Origin of the sequence: Micromonospora sp. NPDC048947, assembly GCF_040649495.1 — a bacterium.
GTDB classification, from domain to species: Bacteria; Actinomycetota; Actinomycetes; order Mycobacteriales; family Micromonosporaceae; genus Micromonospora; species Micromonospora alfalfae.
The window spans coordinates 131,975-156,471 of sequence record NZ_JBEZFO010000015.1; the positions used below are offsets into that span (position 1 = coordinate 131,975).

Genomic DNA, 24,497 nt, shown 5'->3' on the forward strand with positions numbered 1-24,497 from the left:
CACGAAGGTCCCGACGGACGCCACCGGCACCGCGCCCGAGGCTGGCGACGCACGGGCGGCCGAGGCCGCCGGCGTGGCGGCCAACCCGCCGGCCGGCGACGGCAAGCCCGCCGGCGACGAGGCCGGGGCGCAGGAGCGCAACCTCACCGAAGCGAAGGCTGGGACGGACGCCGACGGCGCCGGACCGGCGGACGCGAACGAAACGGGGGCCCAGAAGTGACCACTCCCCGCCCGGAGACGCTGGCCAAGCTGACGCCGGTGCTGACCAAGCGCTGGCTGTCGCCGGACGCCTGGCGCATCGGCACGTACGAGCAGTTGGACGGCTACGCCGCGCTGCGCAAGGCACTCAAGGCCCACCCGGACGACCTGATCCAGCTGATCAAGGATTCCGGGCTGCGGGGCCGAGGCGGCGCCGGCTTCCCCACCGGCCTCAAGTGGGGCTTCATTCCCCAGGGCGACGGCAAGCCGCACTACCTGGTGGTCAACGCCGACGAGGGCGAGCCGGGCACCTGCAAGGACCTGCCGCTGATGACCCACGACCCGCACGCGCTGGTCGAGGGCGTCATCATCGCGTCGTACGCGATCCGGGCCGCCCGCGCCTACATCTACATCCGGGGCGAGGCGGTGCACGCCGCGCGTCGGCTGCGCAACGCGGTCCAGGAGGCGTACGACAAGGGTTACCTGGGCCGGAACATCCTGCGCAGCGGCTACGACCTGGAGCTGGTGGTGCACTCCGGCGCCGGGGCGTACATCTGCGGCGAGGAGACGGCGCTGCTTGACTCGCTGGAGGGGTTCCGGGGTCAGCCCCGGCTGCGCCCGCCGTTCCCGGCCACCCACGGCCTGTACGCGAGCCCGACTGTGGTGAACAACGTCGGCACCATCGCCAGCGTGCCGCCGATCGTGCTCGGTGGGGCCGACTGGTGGAAGAGCATGGGCACCGAGAAGTCCTCCGGGCCGATGATCTACTCGCTCTCCGGCCGGGTCGTCAACCCGGGCCAGTACGAGTGCTCGATGGGTGTCACGCTGCGCGAGCTGCTGGAGCTGGCCGGTGGCATGCAGCCCGGCCACAACCTGCGGTTCTGGACCCCGGGCGGCTCGTCCACCCCGCTGCTCGCCGCCGAGCACCTGGACGTGCCACTGGACTTCGAGGGGGTGGCGGCGGCCGGCTCGATCCTGGGCACCACTGCCACCCAGATCTTCTCCGACCAGGACTGCCCGGTCTACGCGACGTACCGGTGGCTGGAGTTCTACCACCACGAGTCGTGCGGCAAGTGCACCCCGTGCCGTGAGGGCAACTACTGGATGGTCCGGGTCTACCGGCGGATCCTCGCCGGTCAGGGCACCCACGAAGACCTGGACACCCTGCTGGACACCTGCGACAACATCCTCGGCCGCTCGTTCTGCGGCCTGGGTGACGGCGCGACCAGCTCGGTGACCTCCTCGCTGCAGTACTTCAAGCAGGACTACCTCGACTACATCGAGGGTCGGACCGCACCGAAGCTGTCGGAGAAGACCCTGGTAGGGGCGCACTGATGAGCGCGAGGAACGAGCTTGCGAGTCCCGCAGTCGCGAATGGAAGGCGACTCTGATGACCGACGTAGCCAAGCAGACCGAGACCGTCACCCTCACCATCGACGGCGTCGAGGTCACCGCCCCCAAGGGGACGCTGCTGATCCGGGTCGCCGAGCAGATGGGCACCGAGATCCCCCGGTTCTGCGACCACCCGCTGCTGGCCCCGGCTGGCGCGTGCCGGCAGTGCCTGGTCGAGGTGGAGGGGCAGCGCAAGCCGGTCGCCTCCTGCACCCAGACCGTCGCCGACGGCATGGTCGTGCGTACCCAGATCACCTCCCCGGTCGCCAAGAAGGCGCAGGAGGGGGTGATGGAGCTGCTGCTGCTCAACCACCCGCTGGACTGCCCGATGTGTGACAAGGGCGGCGAGTGCCCGCTCCAGAACCAGGCGATGTCCACCGGCCGCACCGACTCGCGCTTCCACGAGCACAAGCGGGAGTACGAGAAGCCGATGGCGATCAGCAGCCAGGTGCTGCTGGACCGCGAGCGTTGCGTGCTCTGCCAGCGGTGCACCCGGTTCTCCGAGGAGATCGCCGGCGACAAGTTCATCGACCTGATGGGCCGGTCGTCCGCCGAGGAGATCAACATCTACCGGGACGACGCGTACGGCGCAGAGTCCGGGGAGGACAGCGGCGACGTTCCGTTCAACTCCTACTTCTCCGGCAACACCGTGCAGATCTGCCCGGTGGGTGCGCTGACCGGTGCCCAGTACCGCTTCCGCGCCCGCCCGTTCGACCTGGTCTCCAGCCCGAGCGTCTGCGAGCACTGCTCGGCGGGCTGCGGGCAGCGCACCGACTGGCGGCGCGGCAAGGTGCTGCGCCGGCTGGCCGGCGACGAGCCGCAGGTCAACGAGGAGTGGAACTGCGACAAGGGTCGCTGGGGCTTCCAGTACACCCGGGCCGCCGACCGGCTGACCACTCCGCTGGTCCGCGACGAGCACACCGGTGAGCTGCGCGAGGCGTCCTGGAGCGAGGCGCTCACCGTCGCCGCCGAGGGGCTGCACATCGCTCGGGAGAGCGGGCAGGGCACTGCCGTGCTCACCGGCGGTCGGCTGACAGTCGAGGACGCGTACGCCTACGCCAAGTTCGCCCGGGTCGCGTTGAACACCAACGACATCGACTTCCGGGCCCGGCCGGTCTCCCGCGAGGAGGCCGACTTCCTGGCCAGCTCGGTCGCCGGGGTCACCGACGTCACCTACACCGACGTGGAGAACGCGCCGGCTGTGGTGCTGGTGGGCCTGGAGCCCGAGGAGGAGTGCCCGATCCTCTTCCTGCGGCTGCGCAAGGCGTACCTGAAGAAGACCCTTACGGTGTACGCGCTGGCGCCCTTCGCCACCCGCGGCCTGGAGAAGCTCGGTGCCAAGCTGGCCCGGGTGGTGCCGGGCGAGGAGGCCAGCGTGCTCGCCGAGCACGCCACCGTCAGCGAAGCGCTGAGCGCACCGGGCGCGATCCTGATCGTCGGCGAGCGGTTGGCCTCCGTGCCGGGTGGGCTCTCCGCCGCTGCCGACGTGGCCCGGCGTACCGGCGCGAAGCTGGCCTGGGTGCCGCGGCGCGCGGGTGACCGCGGCGCGGTGGACGCCGGCTGCCTGCCCAACCTGCTCCCCGGTGGACGCCTGGTGACCGAGCCGGCCGCCAGGGCCGAGCTGGGTGAGGCGTGGGACATCCCGGCCGGGGTGATCCCGAGCCAGGCCGGTCGGGACACCGACGGCATCCTGACCGCGGCCGCCAACGGGCAGCTCGGCGCGCTGGTCGTCGGCGGTGTCGACCCGGCCGACCTGGCCGACCCGCGCCTGGCCGAGTCCGCCCTGGACGCGGTGCCGTTCCTGGTCAGCCTCGAACTGCGCGCCAGCGCGGTGACCCGGCGGGCGAACGTGGTCCTGCCGGTCGCCCCGGTGGCCGAGAAGGCCGGAAGCTTCCTGGACTGGGAGGGCCGGCTGCGCCCGTTCGAGGCGGTGCTGAACACCGCGGCGATGACCGACGGCCGGGTGCTCGACGCGCTGGCCGCCCTGCTCGACGTGCGCCTCGGCACGGCCGACGTGCTGAGCGTGCGTCGTGAGCTGGGCACGCTGCCGGCGACGCGGATGTCCCGCCCGTCCGCGCCGTCTGTCGCACCGGGCCGGGTGCCGCAGCCGAACGCCGGGGAGGCCGTGCTGGCCACCTGGCACCAGCTGGTGGACCTCGGCACCCTGACCGAGGGCGACGAGAACCTCGCCGGGACCGCCCGTCCGCCGGTGGTCCGGCTGGGTAAGGGCACCGCCGAGGCGCTCGGTGTGGTCGACGGTGACGCGGTCACTGTCGGCACCGACCGCGGGGCGCTGACCCTGCCGGCGGAACTCACCGAGATGCCGGACGGCGTGGTCTGGCTGCCGACCAACTCACCCGGCTCGACCGTGCGGCGCAACCTCGGGGCGACGTCCGGCGCGGTCGTCCGGATCTCCGTCCCCGCACCGAGTACGGCCATCCCGGCCGGACGCGTGGCGGCCGACGAGACCGGTCTCCCGGGTCCGCTCCTCAACTCCGGGGGTAACCAGTGAGCGCGAGGAGTGAACGAGCGCAGCGAGTGAGCCCCGCAGTCGCGAACGAAAGGTGGGCACTGTGAGTCCCCTCCTCGCCCAGGATCCGACGCTGGCCGACTTTGGCCGGGATCCGTGGTGGTTGGTTCTCGGCAAGATTGTCTTCGCGTTCGCCTTCGGTCTGCTGGCCACCCTGCTCGGCGTCTGGTTCGAGCGGCGCGTGGTGGGTTACATGCAGGTGCGGCCCGGCCCCAACCAGGTCGGCCCGTTCGGCCTGCTGCAGACCCTCGCCGACGGCCTGAAGATGGCCTTCAAGGAGGACATCCTCCCGAAGGCGGCCGACAAGGTCGTCTACTTCTTCGCCCCGACCATCTCGGTGATCTGCGCGGTCACCGCCCTGTCGGTGGTGCCGTTCGGCCCGATGGTGAGCATCTTCGGTCACCACACGCCGTTGCAGGTCACCGATGTGCCGGTGGCGGTGCTGCTGCTGCTCGCCTGCTCCTCGATGGGTGTTTACGGCATCGTGCTGGGTGGCTGGGCCTCCGGCTCGACGTACCCGCTGCTGGGTGGTCTTCGGTCGAGCGCCCAGATGATCTCCTACGAGGTCGCCATGGGGCTCAGCATCGTCGCGGTCTTCATGACCGCCGGCACGATGAGCACCAGCGGAATCGTCGCCGCTCAGGGCGACGGCACCCAGCTGACCGTCTTCGGCCAGACCATCCCGGCGCCGGGCTGGTACGCGATCCTGCTGCTGCCGAGCTTCATCATCTTCTTCATCGCCACGGTGGGTGAGACCAACCGGGCGCCGTTCGACCTGCCCGAGGCCGAGTCCGAGCTGGTCGCCGGCTTCATGACCGAGTACAGCTCGCTGAAGTTCGCGCTCTTCATGCTCAGCGAGTACGTCGCGATGGTGACCATGTCCGCGGTCACCACCACGCTGTTCCTGGGCGGATGGCGAGCACCTTGGCCGATCACCATCTGGGAGGGCGCCAACTCCGGTTGGTGGCCGATGCTCTGGTTCTTCGGCAAGGTGATCGCGCTGGTCTTCGTCTTCGTGTGGTTGCGTGGCACGCTGCCCCGGCTGCGGTACGACCAGTTCATGCGGCTCGGCTGGAAGGTGCTGCTGCCGATCAACCTGGTCTGGATCCTTGTCCTGTCGGGCCTGCGCTCCATCGAGGACTGGGACACCCGCGGCAAGGTGATCGCCGTCGGCATCCCGGCCGGCATCCTGCTGATCGCCACGATCTTCTGGCCCAGCCGGCGCCCGAAGCCGAAGCCGACGACGCAGGAACAGGTCGACAACCGGCCGCACGGGAGCTTCCCGCTGCCACCGATGGATCTTCAGGTACCACCGAGCCCGCGCATCACGCGCGTGGTCGCCGAGCGGGAGCCGGCCAACATCGTTGCCGGCTCGGACTCCAGGGAGGTGTGACGTGGGCGCGATCACCGGAACGTTCAAGGGATTCGGTGTCACCTTCTCGCACATGTTCAGGAAGGTCGTCACGACCGACTACCCGTTCAAGCCGCCGGTGTCGGCGCCGCGCTACCACGGGCGGCACATCCTCAACCGGCACCCGGACGGCCTGGAGAAGTGCATCGGCTGCGAGCTGTGCGCCTGGGCCTGCCCGGCGGACGCGATCTACGTCGAGGGTGGCGACAACACCGACGAGCAGCGCTTCTCGCCGGGTGAGCGGTACGCCAGCACCTACCAGATCAACTACGCCCGCTGCATCTTCTGCGGGTTGTGCATCGAGGCCTGCCCGACCCGGTCGCTCACCATGAGCAACGAGTACGAGCTGGCGCGGGACAACCGGCAGGACCTGATCTTCACCAAGGAGCAGTTGCTCGCGCCGTTGCTGGAGGGCATGGAGCAGCCTCCGCACCCGATGCGGCTGGGTGACAGCGAGAAGGACTACTACGTCGGCGCGCTGGACAACCCGGGCACCTCAGCCGGTGCGGAGACGTCCCCGATGGGCCCCGGCCGCTACCAGGTCGAGGAGCACCCCGGCGTGACGTTCCCGGGCGCCGAGCAGGCCGCCCAGCGCGTGGCGGCCGGCAAGGGAGAGGGAGCATGACCACGTCTACGGTGCTCGCCGCGGCGGGTTCGGTCTCCACCGGCGAGGCGGTCACCTTCTGGATCCTCGCCCCGCTCGCGCTGATCGGCGGGATCGGGATGGTGGCCGCGCGCAACGCGGTGCACTCGGCGCTGTGGCTGGTGCTGACCATGCTCTGCCTGGGCGTGTTCTACGTGCTCCAGGCCGGTCCGTTCATCGGCATGGTGCAGATCATCGTCTACACCGGCGCGATCATGATGCTGTTCCTCTTCGTGCTGATGCTGGTCGGTCGGGACTCCACGGACTCGCTGATCGAGACGCTGCGCGGCCAGCGCGTCGCCGCGATCGTGCTCGGCCTGGGCTTCGCCGGCCTGGTCGGCACCGGCCTCTACCAGGCGCTGGACCGGGCCAACACGGCCGGTCTGGAGCAGGTCAACGCCGAGGGGAACGTGCAGGGCATCGCCCGGCTGCTGTTCACCAAGTACGTCTTCGCGTTCGAGCTGACCTCGGCACTGCTGATCACCGCGGCGGTCGGTGCCATGGTGCTGGCCCACGTCGAGCGGCGTAAGCAGGACAAGGTCGACCAGGTGTCGACGATGAAGGCGCGCTTCGCCCCGGGCAACTACCCCGGCCCGAAGCCGGGGCCCGGCGTCTTCGCGACCTCCTCCTCGGTGGCCACCCCGGCCCGGCTGCCCGACGGCCGCCTGACCGACCGCAGCACCCCGGCGATCCTTCCGCAGCGCGAGCTGACCGCCGAGGAGACCTCGCTGAAGGGGACGGACAAGTAATGGGAACGTTCTTCTCGGTCGAGCCGACCTACTACCTCGTGCTCGCCGCGGTGCTGTTCACCATCGGCGCCGCCGGGGTGCTGATCCGGCGCAACGCGATAGTGCTGTTCATGTGCGTGGAGCTGATGCTCAACGCGGCCAACCTGACGCTGGTCACCTTCAGCCGGATCAACGGTGACCTCAACGGCCAGATCATGGCGTTCTTCGTGATGGTGGTGGCGGCGGCCGAGGTCGTGGTCGGGCTCGCGATCATCATGTCCATCTTCCGGACGCGACGCTCGGCGAGTGTCGACGACGCCAACCTGCTCAAGTACTAGAGGGGTCCACCGGTGGAAGAGACTGTGGAATACGCCCAGGCCACGGGGCTACTCGGGGGCGTCTGGCTGCTGGTGGCGATCCCGCTGGTCAGCGCGGCCATCCTGCTGCTGCTCGGCCGCCGGGCCGACCGCTGGGGGCACTGGTTGGGCGTCGCCGCCATCGGCGCCGCGTTCGTGCTCGGCCTGAGCTTCTTCTTCCAGCTGCGTGGCCTGGAGAACAAGTCGGTCGAGCTGAGCCTCTGGGACTTCATCGCTGTCGGTGATCTGCGCGTCGACTTCGGCCTGCTCTTCGACCCGCTGGCCGCGGTCTTCGTCCTGCTGATCACCGGGGTGGGTTTCCTGATCCACCTGTACGCGGTGGAGTACATGTCGCACGACGCGGGCCGTCGTCGGTTCTTCGCGTACTTCAACCTGTTCGTCGCGGCGATGCTGCTGCTGGTGCTCGGCAACAACTACGTGATGCTGTACTTCGGCTGGGAGGGCGTCGGTCTGGCGTCGTACCTGCTGATCTCCTTCTGGACCGACCGGCCGAGCGCGGCCACCGCCGGTAAGAAGGCGTTTCTGATGAACCGGGTCGGCGACGCCGGCCTGGCCATCGGGATCTTCATCATGTTCGCCGCACTGGGCACCACCCAGTACGACGAGGTGTTCAACGGTGTCGGCGCGCTGACCGGCACCACGGTGCTGGTCCTCGGCCTGTTGCTGCTGCTCGGTGCGGCCGGCAAGTCCGGTCAGTTCCCGCTCCAGGCATGGTTGCCGGACGCGATGGAGGGCCCGACCCCGGTGTCGGCGCTCATCCACGCCGCCACGATGGTCACCGCTGGCGTCTACCTGATCGCCCGGTCCAACCCGATCTTCTCGGCCAACTCGACGCTGCAACTCGTGGTGGTCAGCGTCGGTGCGCTCACCCTGCTGATCGGCTGCATCATCGGCGCGGCCAAGGACGACATCAAGCGGGTGCTGGCCTGGTCGACGGTGAGCCAGATCGGCTACATGTTCCTCGGTGTCGGCCTCGGCGGCGCGGCCTACGCGCTGGCCATCGTGCACCTGCTGGCGCACGGCTTCTTCAAGGCCAACATGTTCCTCGGCGCCGGCTCGGTCATGCACGGAATGAAGGACCAGGTCGACATCCGCCGCTTCGGTGGACTGTCCAAGTACATGAAGATCACCTGGTTGACCTTCATGATGGGCTGGCTGGCCATCATCGGCATGTTCCCCTTCTCCGGCTTCTTCTCGAAGGAGCCGATCATCGTGGCCGCCTTCGAGCGGGAGGACTGGACCGCCTGGCTCTTCGGCGGTGCGGCACTGCTCGGCGCCGGGCTCACCGCGTTCTACATGACGCGGCTGTTCGTGCTCACGTTCCACGGGCCGCAGCGGTGGACCGAGGACATCGAGCACCCGCACGAGTCGCCGAAGCTGATGACCATCCCGCTGATCCTGCTGGCCGTCGGGTCGGTCGGCGCCGGCTTCCTGCTCGCCACGTCCGTTCCGGACTGGCTGACGGAGACCGCCGGGCTTGGCGGCGAGCACGCGGAGCACGCGGCGGTCCTCTCGCACACCGTGATCACCATCCTGTCGCTGCTGGTGACAGTGCTCGGTGCCGGGCTCGCCTGGTTCCTCTTCCGGGCCGGCACGGCCACCGTGCCGCAGCCGGCCGGGGTGCTGGTCACCGCCGCCCGGCGCAACCTCTACACCGACACGGTCAACGAGGCGGTCTTCGAGAAGCCGGGCATCTTCCTCACCCGGGCGCTGGTGTACCTCGACAACCGGGGCATCGACGGGCTCGTCAACGGGCTCGCCGCCGCGGTCGGCGGGGGCTCGGGCCGCCTCCGCCGGATGCAGACCGGCTTTGTCCGCTCGTACGCCACCTCGATCCTGGCCGGCGCGCTGCTGGTGATGGCGGCGTTCCTGGCGGTGCAGGCGGGGTGGTTGGCGTGATCGACCTCAATACGCCCGCCCCCGCCGGCGGACCACGCATCCACGACGGAGGTAAGGCCGCATAATGTCCAACTTCCCGTTCCTCTCGGTGCTCACCGTGGCGCCGCTGGTGGGCGCCCTGGTGGTGGCCTTCCTGCCGCGCCACCGCCCGGAGCTGGCCAAGCAGGTGGCGTTCGCCTGGTCGCTGCTCGTGCTGGTGCTCTCGGTGGTGATGTGGGTCAGCTTCAACGCCGGTGGTGACCGGTTCCAGTTCCGCGAGTCGTACTCGTGGATTCCGAACTGGGGGGTCAGCTTCACCTTCGCGGCCGACGGCATCGCGCTGGTGATGCTGATGCTGATCGCGGTGCTGGTGCCGCTGGTGATCCTGGCGTCCTGGCACGACGCCGAGTCGTCGAAGCGGTCGGTGCCCGTCTACTTCGCGCTGCTGCTGGTCCTCGAGTGCACGATGATCGGCGTCTTCGCGGCCGCCGACGTGTTCCTGTTCTACGTGTTCTTCGAGGTCATGCTGGTGCCGATGTACTTCCTCATCGGCAGCTACGGCGGCCACCAGCGGCAGTACGCGGCGGTGAAGTTCTTCCTCTACTCGCTCGTCGGCGGTCTGTTCATGCTGGCCGCGGTGATCGGCCTGTGGGTGGTCGGCGGAAAGACCTTCGACTGGCAGGCGCTGTCGCAGGTCGACATCAGCACCGGCACCGAGCGGTGGCTGTTCCTCGGCTTCTTCCTCGCGTTCGCCATCAAGGCGCCGTTCTTCCCGTTCCACACCTGGTTGCCCGACGCCGGTGGCGCTGCCCCGGCGGGCGCGGCGGCGCTGCTGGTCGGCGTGCTGGACAAGGTCGGCACGTTCGGCATCCTGCGCTACTGCCTGCCGCTGTTCCCCGAGGCGTCGAAGTGGTTCGCGCCGTGGGCGCTGGCCCTGGGCGTGATCGGCATCGTCTACGCCGCGCTGCTGGCGGTCGGCCAGAACGACCTCAAGCGGCTGGTGTCGTACACCTCGATCGCGCACTTCGGCTTCATCGGCGTGGGCATCTTCGCGTTCACCACCCAGGCCGGCACCGGCGCGGTGCTCTACATGCTCAACCACGGGCTGGCCACCGGCCTGCTCTTCCTGGTGGTGGGCATGCTGATCTCCCGGCGGGGCTCGTCGCTGATCAGCGACTTCGGTGGTGCCGGCAAGCTGGTCCCGTTGCTCGCCGGGGTGCTCTTCTTCGCCGGTCTCGCCTCGCTCGCGCTGCCCGGCACGGCGCCGTTCATCTCCGAGTTCCTGGTGCTGATCGGCACCTTCACCGTGAACAAGCCGGTAGCGGTCATCGCCACGCTCGGCATCATCCTGGCCGCCGCGTACGTGCTGTGGATGGTGCAGCGCACCACCCAGGGCACCCTCAACCCGGCGCTGACCGAGGTCGACGGCATGCGCCGCGACCTCAACCTGCGCGAGAAGGTGGTCGTCGCCCCGCTGATCGCGCTGATCGTGCTGCTCGGCTTCTTCCCCAAGCCGGTCACTGACGTGATCAACCCCGCCGTCCAGGCGACAATGGACGACATCGGCAGAACCGACCCGGCACCGTCCGTGGGCGGCACCGTCCAGGAGGCGGCTCGGTGAGCGCGAGGAGTGAGCTTGCGAGCCCCGCAGTCGCGAACGAAAGGTCGGCACCGTGACCGAGTTGAAGCTGCCGTCGATCGACTACGCGGCGATCTCTCCGATCCTGATCATGCTGGGCACGGCGTTGCTCGGCGTGCTGGTCGAGGCCCTGGTGCCTCGTCGCTGGCGGCACGTGGTGCAGTTGACGCTGGCGCTGCTCGCGGTGCTCGCGGCACTGACCATGGTGGTCCTCAGCGCCGATGAGCGGATCATCACCGCGGGCCAGGCGCTCGCGATCGACGGGCCGACGCTCTTCCTCCAGGGCGCGATCCTGGTGCTGGCCGCGATGGCGCTGCTGCTGATCGGTGACCGCTCGGTCGAGCGGGGCGGGGCGTTCGTCGCCCAGGCCGCGGTGACCGCGGAGTCGGCCGACGACCGGCGGCAGGCCGAGGGGCGCAACGGCCTCACCGAGGTCTACCCGCTGACCACGTTCGCTATCGGCGGCATGCTGATCTTCGTGGCGGCGAACGACCTGCTGACCATGTTCATCGCACTCGAGGTCTTCTCCCTGCCGCTCTACCTGCTCTGCGCGCTGGCCCGTCGCCGGCGTCTGCTGAGCCAGGAGGCGGCGATGAAGTACTTCCTGCTCGGCGCGTACGCCTCAGCGTTCTTCCTGTTCGGTGTGGCTTTGATCTACGGCTTCACCGCCGGCATCCCGGGCCGCCAGTCCGGCGTCGACTTCGCCACCATCCACGCGGCGGTGGGCGAGTCGCCGGCCAGCCCGGTGCTGCTCTTCGCCGGCATGGCGCTGCTCGCCATCGGTCTGCTCTTCAAGGCCGCGGCGGCCCCGTTCCACGTCTGGACCCCGGACGTCTACCAGGGCGCTCCGACCCCGGTCACCGGGTTCATGGCGGCCTGCACCAAGGTCGCCGCGTTCGGTGCCCTGCTGCGCGTCTTCCAGGTCGCGTTCGCCGACGCCAACTGGGACTTCACGCCGGTCCTCGGCGCGGTGGCGGTGCTGACCATGCTGGTGGGTGCGGTGCTCGCGGTCACCCAGACCGACATCAAGCGGCTGCTCGCGTACTCCTCGATCGCCAACGCCGGCTACCTGCTGGTCGGTGTGTTGGCGCCGAGCCGCGACGGGCTGGCCGGCACGATGTTCTACCTGGTCGCGTACGGCTTCTCGGTGCTCGCCGCGTTCGCCGTGGTGACGTTGGTACGCGACGACGACGGCGAGGCCACCCACCTGTCCCGCTGGGCCGGGCTGGGCCGTCGGTCGCCGTTCTTCGCCGCGCTGTTCACGTTCATTCTGCTCGCATTCGCCGGTATTCCGCTGACCAGCGGCTTCACCAGCAAGTTCGCCATCTTCGGGCCGGCGCTGGAGGGTGGCCAGGCATGGCTGGTGATCGCAGGTGTGCTGACCAGCATGATCCTCGCGTTCCCGTACCTGCGAGTCGTGGTGATGATGTGGCTCTCCGAGCCGGGCGAGTCGACCCCGACCGTCACGGTGCCCGGTGGGCTCACCTCCGCCGCGCTGATGATCGGTGTGCTGGCGACCCTGGTGTTGGGTGTCGCACCGGCGCCGCTGCTCGATCTGGCTGCCGGAGCCGCCGAATTTGTTCGATGACCGAAGGATAGATCACCGGGGGTCGGCGCGTGTTCACGTGCCGGCCCCCGGTGCGTATCCCCGGGCCGGAGCAGGTCGAACGGGTGTGGCATGGTTGATAGCGTGGTGAAACCGGCGGGCGAGCGTTCAGGTGCCTCCGGCTCCGGCGGTCGGCGGGGTCGGGCGAGCACGAGTCAGTTCGGCGCGCTTGGCCTCCATCTCGCCGATCCCCGTGTCGAGGCGTCAGTGCTGGGGCTTCTGGACACGGTCGAGGTCGAGTTGCGGGCCAGCGTGTCCAGTGCCGACCCGTTCGTCACCGAGGCCGCCCGGCACCTCGTCGAGGCCGGCGGTAAGCGGTTCCGGCCGTTGCTGGTGGCGCTCGGCGCCCAGTTCGGTGACCCGACCGGTGCGCAGGTGGTCCCGGCCGCAGTGGTGATGGAGCTCACTCACCTCGCGACCCTCTACCACGACGACGTGATGGACGAGGCCGCCGTCCGTCGGGGCGCCCCGAGCGCGAACTCCCGGTGGACCAACTCGGTCGCCATCCTGGTCGGCGACTACCTCTTCGCCCGCGCGGCGGACATCGCCGCCGACCTGGGCACCGAGGCGGTCCGGTTGCAGGCGCGCACCTTCGCCCGGCTGGTGCACGGCCAGATCGCGGAGACGGTCGGGCCGCGCGCCGACGACGACCCGGTGGCCCACTACCTGCACGTGATCGCCGAGAAGACCGGCTCGCTGATCGCCACGTCCGCCCGGTTCGGCGGCATGTTCGGTGGCGCCGCCCCGGAGTACGTGGAGGCCCTCGCCGGGTACGGCGAGACGATCGGTGTCGCCTTCCAGCTCTCCGACGACCTGCTGGACATCGCCTCCGAGTCGGTGCAGTCGGGCAAGACCCCCGGCACCGACCTGCGCGAGGGTGTCCCAACCCTGCCGGTGCTCTACGCCCGCGAGGCGGACGACTCCGACGCGTCGTCGGTGCGGTTGCGGGAGATCCTGGCGACCGGCCCGCTGACCGACGACGTGCTGCACGCCGAGGCGTTGGGGCTGCTGCGGGAGAGCCCGGCGCTCAAGCGGGCCCGGGAGACGGTGCGCAGCTACGCCGAGGAGGCCCGCGCGCAGCTCGCCCCGCTGCCGCACGGCCCGTCCCGCAGCGCACTTGAGTCGCTCTGCGACTACATCGCCGACCGCACCAGCTGATCCACGCCCCGGCCCGCTGCGGCGGCGGCGGCGCGGGTCAACAGTCGGCTGCCGACGAGCATGAGGGCGGCGGCGAGCAGCATCGCCACGGCCGCGATGGCCCACATCGCCGGGTAGCCGAGGTGCGCGGCGAGTGGGCCCAGGCTCAGCGGGCCGAGACAGCCGCCCGCGTAGACCCCGGTCTGCGTGATCGACGTGGCGGCGGCCGGTGACTGCGGGTGGAGCCGGACCACCGCGAAGTTCATCAGCCCGGGCCAGGCCCAGCCCAGACCGAAGCCGAGCACCACGCCGACCACCAACGGCACCGGGCCGGTCAACGCGAGCAGGCCCAACCCGACCGCGCCGACGAGCAGCATCGCGGCGATGACTGCGACGTGGCCGGTGTCGCGGCGGTCGGCCAACCAGCCGACGCCCACTCGCGCCGCCACGCAGACCGCGCTGCCCAGGGTCAGGGTGAGGCCGGCGAGACCCGGCGACAGACCCCGGGCCGCTGCGGAGTCCACCAGGAAGGTGCCCAACGAGTTGGCCGCGCCCGAGGCCAACGTCGCCGCCGCACCGACCACCACCAGCGCCGCCGTCGCCCGCCCGGCGCGCCCGGCTCCGGCCCGCCGAGCGGGACCGGGCAACTGCCGGGGTACGGCGGCCAGCGTCGTCAGCGCGGCCACGGCGGCGGCCACGAACGCCCAGCGCCACCCGGCGGTGAGCGCGATGGTGGGCACCGCAACCCCGGCCAGCAGGGTGGAGACCGGGATGGCGGCCTGCTTGACACCGAACGACAGTCCCTGCCGCCGGGCCGGAACGTGCTGGGCCAGCGCGGCGTTGCTGGCCAACTGGCCGAGCGCGTTCGCGGCGGCGCTGAGCGCCAGCAGGCCCACCAGCACCGGGTACGACCGGGCGATGGCGGCCACGGCGAGCATCGATCCGGCGGCCAGCAGGATGCCGCAGCGGGCCACCAGAGCCGGACCGTACCGCTCGACCAGCCGCCCGGAGGGCACCGAGGCCAGCGCGCTGACCCCGAAGTAGACGGAGACGGCCAGGCCCAGGCCGGCCGGCGAGAAGCCGAGGTCAGTGCCCATCTGCACGGCGAGACCGCCGAGCAGGAAGACGGGGAGTACGCAGGCCACCGTGGTGACGACTGCGCCGGCGCTGGCCCGGACCGGGCGGGGTTGGTCAACGGCCGGATCGGGGGTGTTGGAGGTGTCGGTCATCGTTCGGCAAACCTACGCGAGCCCCGCTCACAGCACTCCTGGTGACCGGCGGGGCACAAGCTGTGGATGGTGATCTGGCATCCTCGACCCGAACAGGCATTTCGCACCGGGCCTGTTTTTCATATGGTGTAAGTCCCCGGCGGCGGAGGTGGTTGTGCGCGACCCCTTGGCAGAACCTTCGGACCTGATTCGCAGCGTGTCCCGAGCGCTACGGGTGCTGGAGTCGGTCGGTCGCGCCCCGAAGGGCCTGACCGTCAAGCAGATCGCCCGGCGCTGCGAGCTGACCGTGGCCACCACCTACCACCTGGTCCGCACCCTCGCCTACGAGGGCTACGTGATCCGTCGCGAGGACGGCACGTACATAGTGGGGTTGGAGGTGGCCGACCGGTACCGGGAGCTGGTGACGGCGTTCCGAGGCCCGCCGGCGGTCGGTGAGACGCTGCGGCGGGCCGCCGTGGACACCGGCTACAGCCACTACCTCGGCCGGTTCGTCGGCGGTCAGGTGGCCCTCACCGCTGTCGCCGAGGGGCACCGCTCGCCCTACCTGGAGGATCTGGTCCCCGGCTTCGACGAGGGGGCGCACGCCACAGCGCTCGGCAAGTCGTTGCTCGCCACCCTGACGTCCGACCAGCGCTACCGCTACCTGCGCGAGTACGGCATGCGCCCGTTCACCTCCGCCACGCTGACCACCACCGAGAGTTTCGAGGCCGACCTGGCGGCCGGCGACCGGCGCGGCATGCAACTGGAGATGGGGCAGTTCCGCCAGGGGGTGGCCTGCGCCGCGGTGCTCGTCGCACCGGACAAGGACATGGAACGCCGCGTCGTGCTGGCCTGCGCGTTGCCGGCCAGCGAGATGATGACCTCCGCCCGGGTGGTACGCGCCAAGCTGCTCACAGTGGCCCGCGGCGTGGCCGACGGCATCGCCACCGACAACTGACCGCCGAGAGGCCCTCTCCCGGGCTGGGAGAGGGCCTCTCGGGGCGGTCGAGCGCCGGACCGCCGGAGCAACGTCAGCGGCCGATTCGCCGCGGGTGCTGTGTCAGCTGCCCACCGGGCCGCCGTCGAGGCGCCAGGTGACCACCACGCCCGGCTTGGCGTAGTCACCGTCCGGCCAGTTCGAGGCCGGGTTCTCCACCGAGGCCCCGGTGATCTCGCCCGGGTGCTGCACGGCGACGAAGACCGAGCGGTTGTCTTCGGTGATGAACGGGCCGCAGGTCTCCGCGCCGAGCGGCACTGTGAGGAACTGCTTGAGGTGACCCCGCTCCGGACCCTCCACGGCGGTGGCGAACAGGCCGTCGTTGCTGCCCAGCGCATTGCCGTCGGTGGAGATCCAGAGGTTGCCGGTGGCGTCGAAGGCGACGTTGTCCGGGCAGGAGATCGGGGAGACCTTGGTCTTGTCGTACCCGGCGAAGAAGGTCGACGGGTCGGTCGGGTCGCCGCAGACGATCGGCAGCGACCAGGCGAAGGTCTCCGAGGTGTTGTCGTTGCGGTCCTCGACCAGCTCCAGGATCTGCCCGTGCTTGTTGGCGGTGCGGGGGTTGGCCTCGTCGGCCTTCGGGTTGCTGCCGACGCCCCGGTTGGTGTTGTTGGTCAGCGCCACGTACACCTTGCCGGTGAGCAGGCTCGGCTCGACGTCCTCGGGGCGGTCCATCTTGGTCGCGCCGACCTTGTCACCGGCGAGCCGGGTGAAGGTGAGCACGTCAGCGGCGGTCATCCCGTCGACGAACGACCGGTTGCCGCTGACCAGCCTGATCCAGCGACCCCGACCGTTGAACGCGCCGTCGGTGGGGAGCTTGCCGGTGCCGTCGATCTCGGCGGCGCTGCTCTGGTCGAGCTTCGCCACGTAGAGCGTGCCGGACTCCAGCAGGGTGAGGTTGTGCTTCCGGGCAGCCCAGGAGTTGCCAGCCATGAACTTCTTGTCCGAGACGAACTTGTAGAGGTAGTCGAACCGCTCGTCGTCGCCCATGTACGCGACCACGTGGCCGTCCTTCGCGACGATCACGTTGGCGCCCTCGTGCTTGAACCGGCCCATCGCGGTGTGCTTGCGAGGGCGGCTCTCCGGGTCGAACGGGTCGATCTCGACGACCCAGCCGAACCGGTGCGCCTCGTTGGGGTGCTTCGCCAGGTCGAAGCGCTCGTCCGCGCGCTCCCACCTGCGGCTGCCGCTGGGGTAGCGGCTTGCGGTGCTGATGCCGTAACGGTCCAGCTTCGGCTTCAGCTCGGCCGGGGCGGCGTCTGCGCCGACGAAGTACTGGTTGAAGTTCTCCTCGCCGGAGAGCACAGTGCCCCACGGGGTCACGCCACCGGCGCAGTTGTTCAGAGTGCCGACGACGGTGCGGCCCCTGGGGTCGGCGGCGGTCTTCAGCCAGGCCGAGCCGGCGGCCGGGCCGGTCAGGTCGAACTTGGTGCTCAGGGCGGTGACCCGCCGGTTGTACGGCCGCGGGCCCTTGCCGACCGGCTTCCACTGCCCGGTGCCCGCGACCCGCTCAAGCTCCACCACCGACATGCCGTGCGCGGCCATGGCGGTGCGCAGCTGCTCCACCGAGAGCCCGTCCAGGCCGGGGAAGCCCGGGAACATCAGGTCCTCGTTCGTGTACTCGTGGTTGACCACGAGCAGCGCCCGCTTGCCCTGCTTGTCCAGCGGCAGCACGCCCACGAAGTCGTTGTTGTAACCGAACTGCCTGGACTGCGCGGCGGCGGTCTGGTGGTGCAGGTTGAACTCCGGCGCGCCCGGCAGCACCGGGTCGCCCCACTTGATCACCACGGCGTGGTCGTAGCCGTTCGGCACGACCAGGGTGTCCAGCTTGTTCGGTGGGATCGGCTTGAAGGTCAGCGCGCCGCTGCCGACCCCGGTGCCGGGACGACCGAACCCGAAGTTCTCCGGGACGTCCGGGGCGGTCGGGGTGGCCATGGCCGGGGCCGCCCCGGCGAGCGCGCCGGCTGCCGCGCCGCCGAAACCGAGCACCAGCGCGCCGACCGCGCCGGCCCGGACCACGCCACGCCGCGACACCTCGGCCTTCACCACGTCACCGAAGTACGCGTTGTCGGAGGTGTTCGGTACCGGGTGGTCACACGCGTTTCCGCACCGGTACAGGCAGGTCATGGCATCACGGGTGCCATGGCGGGTGCCGTTCAACAGGGGGAGCAGCCGGGGGCGGTCGCTCATGGGGGAGGCCTCCAGAGAAGTCGGTGGCACGACAGGCGGCGTACCAGCCGGACGCTAGGAGGACGCGGTGAGCGCTCGTCGGCCGCGATGTGAACCAGGCGTGAACACCTTCGTCGATGGCAACCGACACGCAACCGGTCTGACCTCGGGCTGAACCGATCGGCGTGACAGCACGTATTCCCGAGCGGACGCACCGCCGGACGCGCGCCGGAAGCGAGGGAGACCGCCATCAGCGACCACGACGCCCAACTGCTGCGCGCGCTGCACGACGAGCACGCGGAGGCGCTGTACGCCCACGCCCTGCGGCTGGTCAACGGGGACCGGCAGCGGGCCGAGGACCTGGTGCAGGAGACGCTCCTGCGGGCCTGGCGACATCCGGAGTCACTCGACCCGAATCGCGGATCGGTGCGGTCCTGGCTGTTCACCACCGCCCGCAACCTTGCCATTGACGCCTGGCGGCGGCGATCCACCCGGGTCGGCGAGGTGTTCACCGACGACCTGCCCGAACCGCCCGACGCGATCGACGAGGCCGAACGGGCGGTGGAGGCGTGGACCGTCGCCGAGGCCCTGAACCGGCTCAGCCCGACCCACCGGGAGGTGCTGGTCGAGTGTTTCTACCAGGGGCGGTCGGTTGCCGAAGCGGCGTCCCGCCTGGGCGTACCGCCAGGGACCGTGAAATCCCGCACCCACTACGCGCTGCGGTCTCTACGGTTGGTCCTGGCCGAGATGGGGGTGACGGGATGACCCGGTGCGAGTTCGCGTACGACGACGGCGCGTACGTGCTGGGCGCCCTGGCCCCCGCCGAGCGGGCGGCCTACGAGCGGCACCTCGGCGGTTGCGCCTCGTGTCGGGAGGCGGTCGCCGAGATCGCCGTCCTGCCCGGCCTGCTCGGGCGCCTCGACCCGGCGGGGTTGGAGCAGATCCTGCCGCCGCCGGCCCCGCCCCGGGTGCCCGCGTTGCTCGACGAGGCCCGCCAGCGCCGTCGTCGGGAACGCGCCGCGGACCGACGACGGTACGCACTGACCACACTGGCCGCCGCCGGACTGGCGCTGCTGGTCGGTGTGGGCACCGCCGTGGCGCTGCCTCGACCGGTGGGCCCGCCCGGCAACCCGGCCCCGCAGGTGTCGATGGTGGCCATGCGACCGGTGGCCGCCGCCGGGCCGGTGCACGCCGACCTCGGGCTGACCGGCACCAAGTGGGGCACCGAGGTGAAAATGCGGTGCGGGTACGACGCGCGGGCGAGCTACGGCAAGGCCTACCCGTTCCGGCTGGTGGCGCGCGGTCCGAACGGCGCCACCGAGCAGATCGGCTCCTGGCTGGCGGCACCCGGCGACGACCTCAGCTTCACCGGCGCGACGAGGTTCACCGACGCCGAACTGGTCAGCGTGGAGCTGCAAAAGGCCGACGGCACGCCCCTACTGACCTACGCCGTCCCCTAACCCCGGTGCACCCCACCCGGTCCTCCGCGATCTTGCACTTTCTGCCTTGGCAAAAGGGGCATGGCAGGCGTATCGACGACCGAAACTGCAAGATCGCGGGGTCAGGGGGTGGGGGCAGGGGGCAGGGGGCGGGGGCAGGGGTCAGGGGGTGGGGAGAGGGACGGGGACGTTGGTGGGTTGGTGGGACTGGCGGGTGCGGCGGGAGGTTCGGACGGCGTCGGCGGTGAAGACGATCAGGGCCAGCCAGACCAACGCGAAGCCGGCCAGCCGGGCCGGCGGCATCGGCTCGTGGAAGATCAGCACCCCGCAGCCGAGTTGAAGGATCGGCGCCAGGTACTGGACCATGCCGAGGCTGCTCAGGGGCAGCCGGTTGGCAGCCCCGGCGAACAGCAGCAGCGGAATCGCGGTGGCAGCGCCGGCCAGCACCAGCAGCGCGGTGTGCCCGGCCGAGACATGCCCGAAGGTCAGGTCGCCCTTCGCCGTCAGCCAGCCCAGGTAGCCCAGCGCCGGCAACGCCAGCACCGCCGACTCGACGAACAGCCCCTCCGCCGCCGGCAGCCCGAGCCGCTTCTTCACCAGGCCGTAGCCGGCGAAGCTGAACGCCAGGGTCAACGCCAGCCAGGGCAGCCGGCCGTAGTCCACAGCGAGCACCGCCACCGCCGACGCGCCGATCCCCAGCGCCACCCACTGCGCCGGGCGTAGCCGCTCCCGCAGCACCGTCACCCCGAGCAGCACCACGACCAGCGGGTTGATGAAGTAGCCGAGCGCTGTCTCCACCACCCGGTCGGAGTTGACCCCGTAGATGTAGGTGCCCCAGTTGACAGCGATCAGCGCGGCGGCGGCGACGATCCCCGCCACCGCCCAGGGGCGGCGCAGTAGCGCCCGCAGGAAGCCGACGTTGCGCAGCGCCGTCAGCAGCAGGGCCACGAAGAGCACCGACCAGACGATCCGGTGGGCCAGGATCTCCAGCGGGCCGGCGGGTCGCAGCAGCTTCAGGTAGAGCGGAAAGAAACCCCAGAGCAGGTACGCGCCGAGTCCGTAGAGGTATCCCAGGCGGAGTGGCGTCACGCTTCTACCGTAAGGGGCGTAGTGCTGCTTTGTTCCTTTCCGGTGATCGGGGTCACCGGGGGTCGTCGGTCCAGCTGCATCCACCGCTGCGGCGCGTCCAGCGGGGTGAAGCCCACCCCCGCGTACACCTGGTGCGCGTCGTTGGTGCAGAGCAGGATCCGGCGTACGCCCAGCTCGGCCAGGTGGTCACGGACCGCGCCGGCCAGCCATCCGCCGAGCCCGCGACCCCGGGCGGGCCGGTCGACGTACACATCGCAGAGCCAGGCGAAGGTGGCACCGTCCGTGACGACCCGGGCCACAGCGACCTGGCGGCCGTCCTCCGGCCGGTAGATGCCGAACGGAAGTGAGCCGGCGAACGACCGCTCGATGGTCTCCCGGTCTCGTCCGAGAGCCCAGTACGCGTCGGTGGACAACCAGTGGTGCACCAGATCCAGGTCGATCCGCGCCGGATCGGTGCTGAGCAGGTGGCCGTCGGGGCAGGTCAGCGAGAACATGCAGCGACGCTAACCGCCGAGGTGGGCAGTCCGGCCGCCACATTCCCGAACTCTGGTCATCGGCCCGCCGGGGCCCCGGCCGAGGTCGGCGCCCCGGACGGACCGGGTCGGTGCTGGCTGGTCGGCGGTCAGTCCCGGTCGAGGACCGCGCCGAGGATCCAGGTCACGATGCTCACGAAGAGCGCGCCGAGCACGGCCGCCGGCCAGAAACCGTCCACCGAGAACGGCAGCCCGGCCTGGTCGGCGATCCAGCTGGTGAGCAGGAAGAGCAGCCCGTTCACCACCAGGGCGATGAGACCCAGGGTCAGCAGGTAGAAGCCACAACCGACGGTCTTGATGATCGGCTGGAGAACCGCATTGACCACGCCGAAGATCACCGCCACCAGGAGCAGCGTGGTCACCGTCTCGGTGGCCGAGTTCGAATCCAGGGAGATGCCCGGGATGAGGAGCGTGGCCAGCCAGAAAGCGAGAGCTGTGCTGGCCAGCCGAATCAGCAGACCCTTCAGAAAACCCATGGCGGGGATCGTGCCACGGACACCGCACCGACGTAACCCGCCAGCTGGCCGTCCCGGTGGATCAGCCGCGCGTCGGCGGCCCGATCAGTTGCGCCTCGATCGGAGTGGGGGAGAGCAGTGCCCAACGCAGCGCCCGCCGGTTGACCACCGCCACCATGTCCTCCCGGATCCGGGTCAGCCACTCGGCCGAGCCGCCCAGCCCCAGCGCGGCTCCGGCCAGGGTGGCCTCGGCGGAGGAGAGTGGCTGAAGCAACGCCAGGTCGGCGCGGCTCAACGCGTCCACATCGGCCGGGGTCAGCTCGTCGCGTACCACAAGGGTGGCCCGCCACGGCGGACCCGGCGCGGCCTCGGCCGCCACCGGCCCGGCGTCGACGATCAGAAGCAACGGACGCAGCGCGGTGCCCACCCCGTCGGCGACCGCCCGACCGGGAGGGAGCAGCGGGATCGTGCCGCCCGGCGCGCCAACCCCTCGGATGAACGGTTCCCAGGCGCGTGGCCGGGCGGTCTGCACCACCACCAGGGCGCCGAGTGCCAGGGCGCGCAGGGCCACCAGCTGGGCCGCCCGTACCCCGCCGACCAGCAGGACGCGGGTGCTCTCCGGCCGGAACAGTCGCACGGTTACGGCGCGGCCGTGCCGGTTGGTGCCGACCATCATTCCCGCGTCGCCCACTGACAGCTCCCAGTCGTCCACGGCCGGGCCGGGTCGCGCCCCGGCCGCCGGTGGGCGGGGCTGCGCCCCGGGCGCCGCCAGCGCCAACGGCAGCGTGGCGGCCAGCCCGCTCAGGTGGGCGCCGTCGAGTCGTCGTAGCTTTCCGCCAAGGTCGGTCACCAGGCGGACCAGCGCCTCGCTGGCAGCCGCCAACTCGGCCGCCGTTCCGGCGGCCAGGCGTACGGTCAGCTCCGTCGGCACTTCGCCGGCCGCCGCCGGACCCGACGACGTCGACATCGTCGGCGACGGGCCTGAGCAGATCGACACCGTCGTGGCCGTCGCCGGCAGCGCGAGCAGCCGGGGCACCAGCCGACGTCCAGCCGCAGCGCCCGCGTCGGGCCAGTGGAGCAGGCGGAAGGTGGCCTGGACGATAGTGCCGGACCGGATCGCCGGCCAGGACTCCCGGACCGGCTCGCCCTCGTGGTGGGCCAGCTCGCCCAGGACGCGCAGCGCCGCCGGTACCCCGAGCGGCCGCGCGGCCAACGGCCCGAGCCGGCGGACGATCCGGCGGACCGTGCCGGAGAGGACCCGGCGCAGGTCCTCCTCGGACCAACCGTTCATCCGCAGCACCCGGACCGCCACCACCGCCCGCTCGCGCCCGGCGAGCCGCCCGTCGGTGAGCTGCCGGTACGACGTGCCGACGGTGCCACCGGCGCTCGGCACCGGTGCCGGCGCACCGGCGAGCAGCAGTTGGGCCAGCAGCGGGGGTTGGTCCGGACTGGTCGGGGGGAGCAACGCGGCCGGGGCGGGGATCGCCTGGGACACGTCGCCCAGCAGGTCGCCGGGGTCGCCGAGCTCCAGGAGCGCGACCATGCCGGTGGTGTCCTCCAGGACGGCCGCCGGCCCGCCGGTCAACTCGGTCGAGCGGACCACGGTGCCCGGGGAGACCAGGTCGAGTAGTTCGGCCGCAACGGCCGGCCCGGTCAACCCCCGCCGACGGCTGAGGTGCCCGATGGCGGTGCCCAGCCACTCGAACAGCCACCGCCCCCGCACCGGCACCCAGGCGGCGGCCACCAGCAGCACGGCCACCAGCACGGCCGCCGCGACGACCGGTGCGGGTCGGCCGAGGGCGACGAGCACGAGCGCCGCCGCGACCTGTGCGGTGACCAGTTGGCCGGCTCGTACTCCGGCAGCAGCACGACGGCTGAGTGCGACCCAGTGGGCCGTCGACGAACGGCGACGGGGGGTGCGCTGATCGGCAGGCCCCGGACTGCGGTCGGTGGATCGGCCGGGCCCGCCCACCAGTGGGAAGGCACCTGCCTCGGACCCGACCGGGGTCGGTGGGTGCGGCCCTCCGGTGGTGATCGCCGGCACCGTGCCTCCTCGACCAGTGGGGACCGGGTCGGGCGGCCGGCCGCCCGCCGGCGGCCCGTCACGCGCCGCGACGTGGCTGCGGCACATCGTAAGCGACCGATGGCCGCCTCGGTTGTCCACAGGGGAAGCCGGCGGGGTAGCAGAACCGCTACGAGGTCGCTACCGTCAGCCACGAAGTCCTTCGCTGACCCGGGTCTCAGTGCTCGACGACCGGGCCAAGCGACGACGCGTCGCCCCGGGGGTGGGCGCGTCGACGGCCAGGTGCGATCCGAGAGACGAGGTGACGTCCGGATGTCCCAAACCAAGGCAGAAGCAGCGGTGATGCAGCAGACTGCCGCGAAGTTCGAGCAGGTGGACCAGTCGTTGCAGTCCATGCTGACCGGCCTGCTGGCCGAGCTGGAGGTGTTGCAGCAGGCCTGGCGTGGCGCTGGTGGCCGGTCGTTCGAGCAGGTCAAGCAGCAGTGGTCACAGGACCAGGCGGCGCTGCACCGCGCGCTGCGCGAGACCGCCGGTGCGATCCGCACCGCCGGTCGGCAGTACCACGCGTCCGACGACGAGGTGGCCAGCCGGGTGGCCGGCACCAACCGCGGCGGCATCCAGTTGCCGCTCTGATCCCGCTGGGGAGGGAATCCGATGGACCATGGTGTGCTGGTCGTCAACTTCGCCGCGCTGCAGCAGGCCGGCGCTGACATTCAGAAGGCGTTGAACACCCTCGACGCGCAACTCGGCCAACTCGAACGCGACGCCGCCCCTCTGGTGGCGAGCTGGACGGGCGACGCGCGGCAGGCCTACGAGCAGCGGCAGGCGCGGTGGCGTTCGGCCTCGCAGGACCTGCAGGGGATGTTGCGTGACATCAGGTTGGCGGTGAACGACTCCGCCACCGACTACCTGGACACCGAGAAGAAGAACACCGGGCTGTTCCAGTGAGCGATGTGGGCCGGGAGCGCTGACCGTGTCCGGGCCAGCGCCCCGCCCGCAGCCGGTCCACGGTCAGGGCCGCACGCGGGCGGGCTCAGGCCGCACG

The 24,497-nt window shown here is 70.8% G+C and carries 21 protein-coding genes; 15 read left to right on the plus strand and 6 right to left on the minus strand.

Features of this window, described 5'->3' with window-relative positions; translation table 11 throughout:
* The first annotated feature begins 216 nt into the window (after positions 1 to 216).
* The 10 genes from nuoF to AB0B98_RS21975 all read left to right on the plus strand — a co-directional run bounded on the left by nuoF (position 217) and on the right by AB0B98_RS21975 (position 13,560).
* On the plus strand, positions 217 to 1,533 hold the full coding sequence (gene nuoF, locus AB0B98_RS21930; RefSeq protein WP_238668747.1) for an NADH-quinone oxidoreductase subunit NuoF: 1,317 nt from the start codon (positions 217 to 219) through the stop codon (positions 1,531 to 1,533).
* 55 nt (positions 1,534 to 1,588) lie between these two features.
* A complete protein-coding gene (locus AB0B98_RS21935; protein ID WP_357364853.1) occupies positions 1,589 to 4,102 on the plus strand; it encodes an NADH-quinone oxidoreductase subunit G in 2,514 nt (837 codons plus the stop codon).
* A gap of 61 nt (positions 4,103 to 4,163) precedes the next feature.
* Entirely contained in the window at positions 4,164 to 5,513 is a 1,350-nt protein-coding gene (gene nuoH, locus AB0B98_RS21940) for an NADH-quinone oxidoreductase subunit NuoH (protein ID WP_238668750.1), read from the plus strand.
* A 1-nt stretch (position 5,514) separates the two neighbouring features.
* The gene (gene nuoI / locus AB0B98_RS21945; RefSeq protein ID WP_357364856.1) at positions 5,515 to 6,156 is read left to right on the plus strand and encodes an NADH-quinone oxidoreductase subunit NuoI; all 642 of its coding nucleotides are present in this window, start codon (positions 5,515 to 5,517) and stop codon (positions 6,154 to 6,156) included.
* Positions 6,153 to 6,923, plus strand: a complete 771-nt coding sequence (locus AB0B98_RS21950) for an NADH-quinone oxidoreductase subunit J (protein WP_357364858.1) — start codon at positions 6,153 to 6,155, stop codon at positions 6,921 to 6,923. Before nuoI ends, AB0B98_RS21950 begins: the two co-directional genes overlap by 4 nt.
* Positions 6,923 to 7,240 carry an NADH-quinone oxidoreductase subunit NuoK gene (nuoK, locus tag AB0B98_RS21955; protein WP_088951135.1) on the plus strand — a complete coding sequence of 106 codons (318 nt, stop codon included), beginning with the start codon at positions 6,923 to 6,925 and terminating at the stop codon, positions 7,238 to 7,240. The genes AB0B98_RS21950 and nuoK overlap by 1 nt, the downstream gene beginning before the upstream one ends.
* Before the next feature lie 12 nt (positions 7,241 to 7,252).
* Entirely contained in the window at positions 7,253 to 9,178 is a 1,926-nt protein-coding gene (nuoL, locus tag AB0B98_RS21960; RefSeq protein WP_357364860.1) for an NADH-quinone oxidoreductase subunit L, read from the plus strand.
* A gap of 64 nt (positions 9,179 to 9,242) precedes the next feature.
* Positions 9,243 to 10,778, plus strand: coding sequence for an NADH-quinone oxidoreductase subunit M (locus AB0B98_RS21965; RefSeq protein ID WP_357364862.1), 1,536 nt, complete (start codon positions 9,243 to 9,245; stop codon positions 10,776 to 10,778).
* 52 nt (positions 10,779 to 10,830) lie between these two features.
* Positions 10,831 to 12,384 (plus strand): NADH-quinone oxidoreductase subunit NuoN, encoded by a 1,554-nt coding sequence (gene nuoN / locus AB0B98_RS21970; RefSeq protein WP_357364864.1) that lies wholly within the window; start codon positions 10,831 to 10,833, stop codon positions 12,382 to 12,384.
* Between the two features lie 90 nt (positions 12,385 to 12,474).
* Positions 12,475 to 13,560, plus strand: a complete 1,086-nt coding sequence (locus AB0B98_RS21975) for a polyprenyl synthetase family protein (protein WP_238668759.1) — start codon at positions 12,475 to 12,477, stop codon at positions 13,558 to 13,560.
* Here AB0B98_RS21975 and AB0B98_RS21980 read toward each other — a convergent pair.
* A complete protein-coding gene (locus AB0B98_RS21980) occupies positions 13,536 to 14,768 on the minus strand; it encodes an MFS transporter (protein ID WP_357364866.1) in 1,233 nt (410 codons plus the stop codon). The genes AB0B98_RS21975 and AB0B98_RS21980 overlap by 25 nt on opposite strands.
* A gap of 154 nt (positions 14,769 to 14,922) precedes the next feature.
* Between AB0B98_RS21980 and AB0B98_RS21985 the strand changes: the two genes are divergently transcribed.
* On the plus strand, positions 14,923 to 15,705 hold the full coding sequence (locus tag AB0B98_RS21985) for an IclR family transcriptional regulator C-terminal domain-containing protein (protein WP_357364867.1): 783 nt from the start codon (positions 14,923 to 14,925) through the stop codon (positions 15,703 to 15,705).
* 102 nt (positions 15,706 to 15,807) lie between these two features.
* Here the strand turns inward: AB0B98_RS21985 and AB0B98_RS21990 are convergent, their stop codons facing one another.
* Entirely contained in the window at positions 15,808 to 17,934 is a 2,127-nt protein-coding gene (locus tag AB0B98_RS21990) for a PhoX family phosphatase (RefSeq protein WP_357364869.1), read from the minus strand.
* A gap of 249 nt (positions 17,935 to 18,183) precedes the next feature.
* On the opposite strand from AB0B98_RS21990, the gene AB0B98_RS21995 reads away from it, so the two are divergent.
* Both AB0B98_RS21995 and AB0B98_RS22000 read left to right on the plus strand, forming a co-directional pair.
* Positions 18,184 to 18,678, plus strand: a complete 495-nt coding sequence (locus AB0B98_RS21995; RefSeq protein ID WP_357364922.1) for a sigma-70 family RNA polymerase sigma factor — start codon at positions 18,184 to 18,186, stop codon at positions 18,676 to 18,678.
* Positions 18,675 to 19,373 (plus strand): zf-HC2 domain-containing protein, encoded by a 699-nt coding sequence (locus AB0B98_RS22000; RefSeq protein ID WP_238668766.1) that lies wholly within the window; start codon positions 18,675 to 18,677, stop codon positions 19,371 to 19,373. The genes AB0B98_RS21995 and AB0B98_RS22000 overlap by 4 nt, the downstream gene beginning before the upstream one ends.
* A 141-nt stretch (positions 19,374 to 19,514) precedes the next feature.
* Here AB0B98_RS22000 and rarD read toward each other — a convergent pair whose 3' ends face one another.
* From rarD to eccE, 4 genes are all read right to left on the minus strand, one after another.
* Positions 19,515 to 20,441: an EamA family transporter RarD gene (rarD, locus tag AB0B98_RS22005; RefSeq protein ID WP_357364871.1), complete on the minus strand. Its 927-nt coding sequence runs from the start codon at positions 20,439 to 20,441 to the stop codon at positions 19,515 to 19,517.
* Entirely contained in the window at positions 20,438 to 20,935 is a 498-nt protein-coding gene (locus AB0B98_RS22010) for a GNAT family N-acetyltransferase (RefSeq protein WP_238668769.1), read from the minus strand. Before AB0B98_RS22010 ends, rarD begins: the two co-directional genes overlap by 4 nt.
* A gap of 128 nt (positions 20,936 to 21,063) precedes the next feature.
* Positions 21,064 to 21,450 (minus strand): phage holin family protein, encoded by a 387-nt coding sequence (locus tag AB0B98_RS22015; protein ID WP_091395522.1) that lies wholly within the window; start codon positions 21,448 to 21,450, stop codon positions 21,064 to 21,066.
* A gap of 61 nt (positions 21,451 to 21,511) precedes the next feature.
* Positions 21,512 to 23,473 (minus strand): type VII secretion protein EccE, encoded by a 1,962-nt coding sequence (gene eccE / locus AB0B98_RS22020; RefSeq protein WP_357364874.1) that lies wholly within the window; start codon positions 23,471 to 23,473, stop codon positions 21,512 to 21,514.
* Positions 23,474 to 23,764: 291 nt separating this feature from the next.
* Between eccE and AB0B98_RS22025 the strand changes: the two genes are divergently transcribed.
* Both AB0B98_RS22025 and AB0B98_RS22030 read left to right on the plus strand, forming a co-directional pair.
* Positions 23,765 to 24,085 (plus strand): WXG100 family type VII secretion target, encoded by a 321-nt coding sequence (locus tag AB0B98_RS22025; RefSeq protein ID WP_091395516.1) that lies wholly within the window; start codon positions 23,765 to 23,767, stop codon positions 24,083 to 24,085.
* A 21-nt stretch (positions 24,086 to 24,106) separates the two neighbouring features.
* Complete coding sequence (locus AB0B98_RS22030; RefSeq protein WP_238668772.1) at positions 24,107 to 24,400, plus strand: WXG100 family type VII secretion target; 294 nt, start codon at positions 24,107 to 24,109, stop codon at positions 24,398 to 24,400.
* Positions 24,401 to 24,497 lie beyond the last annotated feature (97 nt).

Bases quoted from the DNA above. Each gene is read 5' to 3' on its own strand.
- AB0B98_RS21965 (WP_357364862.1), top strand. From the start codon at position 9,243: ATGTCCAACTTCCCGTTCCTCTCGGTGCTCACCGTGGCGCCGCTGGTG.
- nuoK (WP_088951135.1), top strand. From the start codon at position 6,923: ATGGGAACGTTCTTCTCGGTCGAGCCGACCTACTACCTCGTGCTCGCC.
- AB0B98_RS21935 (WP_357364853.1), top strand. From the start codon at position 1,589: ATGACCGACGTAGCCAAGCAGACCGAGACCGTCACCCTCACCATCGAC.
- AB0B98_RS22030 (WP_238668772.1), top strand. From the start codon at position 24,107: ATGGACCATGGTGTGCTGGTCGTCAACTTCGCCGCGCTGCAGCAGGCC.
- AB0B98_RS21950 (WP_357364858.1), top strand. From the start codon at position 6,153: ATGACCACGTCTACGGTGCTCGCCGCGGCGGGTTCGGTCTCCACCGGC.
- AB0B98_RS21980 (WP_357364866.1), bottom strand. From the start codon at position 14,768: ATGACCGACACCTCCAACACCCCCGATCCGGCCGTTGACCAACCCCGC.
- AB0B98_RS22010 (WP_238668769.1), bottom strand. From the start codon at position 20,935: ATGTTCTCGCTGACCTGCCCCGACGGCCACCTGCTCAGCACCGATCCG.
- AB0B98_RS22000 (WP_238668766.1), top strand. From the start codon at position 18,675: ATGACCCGGTGCGAGTTCGCGTACGACGACGGCGCGTACGTGCTGGGC.
- AB0B98_RS22015 (WP_091395522.1), bottom strand. From the start codon at position 21,450: ATGGGTTTTCTGAAGGGTCTGCTGATTCGGCTGGCCAGCACAGCTCTC.
- AB0B98_RS22025 (WP_091395516.1), top strand. From the start codon at position 23,765: ATGTCCCAAACCAAGGCAGAAGCAGCGGTGATGCAGCAGACTGCCGCG.
- AB0B98_RS21975 (WP_238668759.1), top strand. From the start codon at position 12,475: ATGGTTGATAGCGTGGTGAAACCGGCGGGCGAGCGTTCAGGTGCCTCC.
- AB0B98_RS21990 (WP_357364869.1), bottom strand. From the start codon at position 17,934: ATGAGCGACCGCCCCCGGCTGCTCCCCCTGTTGAACGGCACCCGCCAT.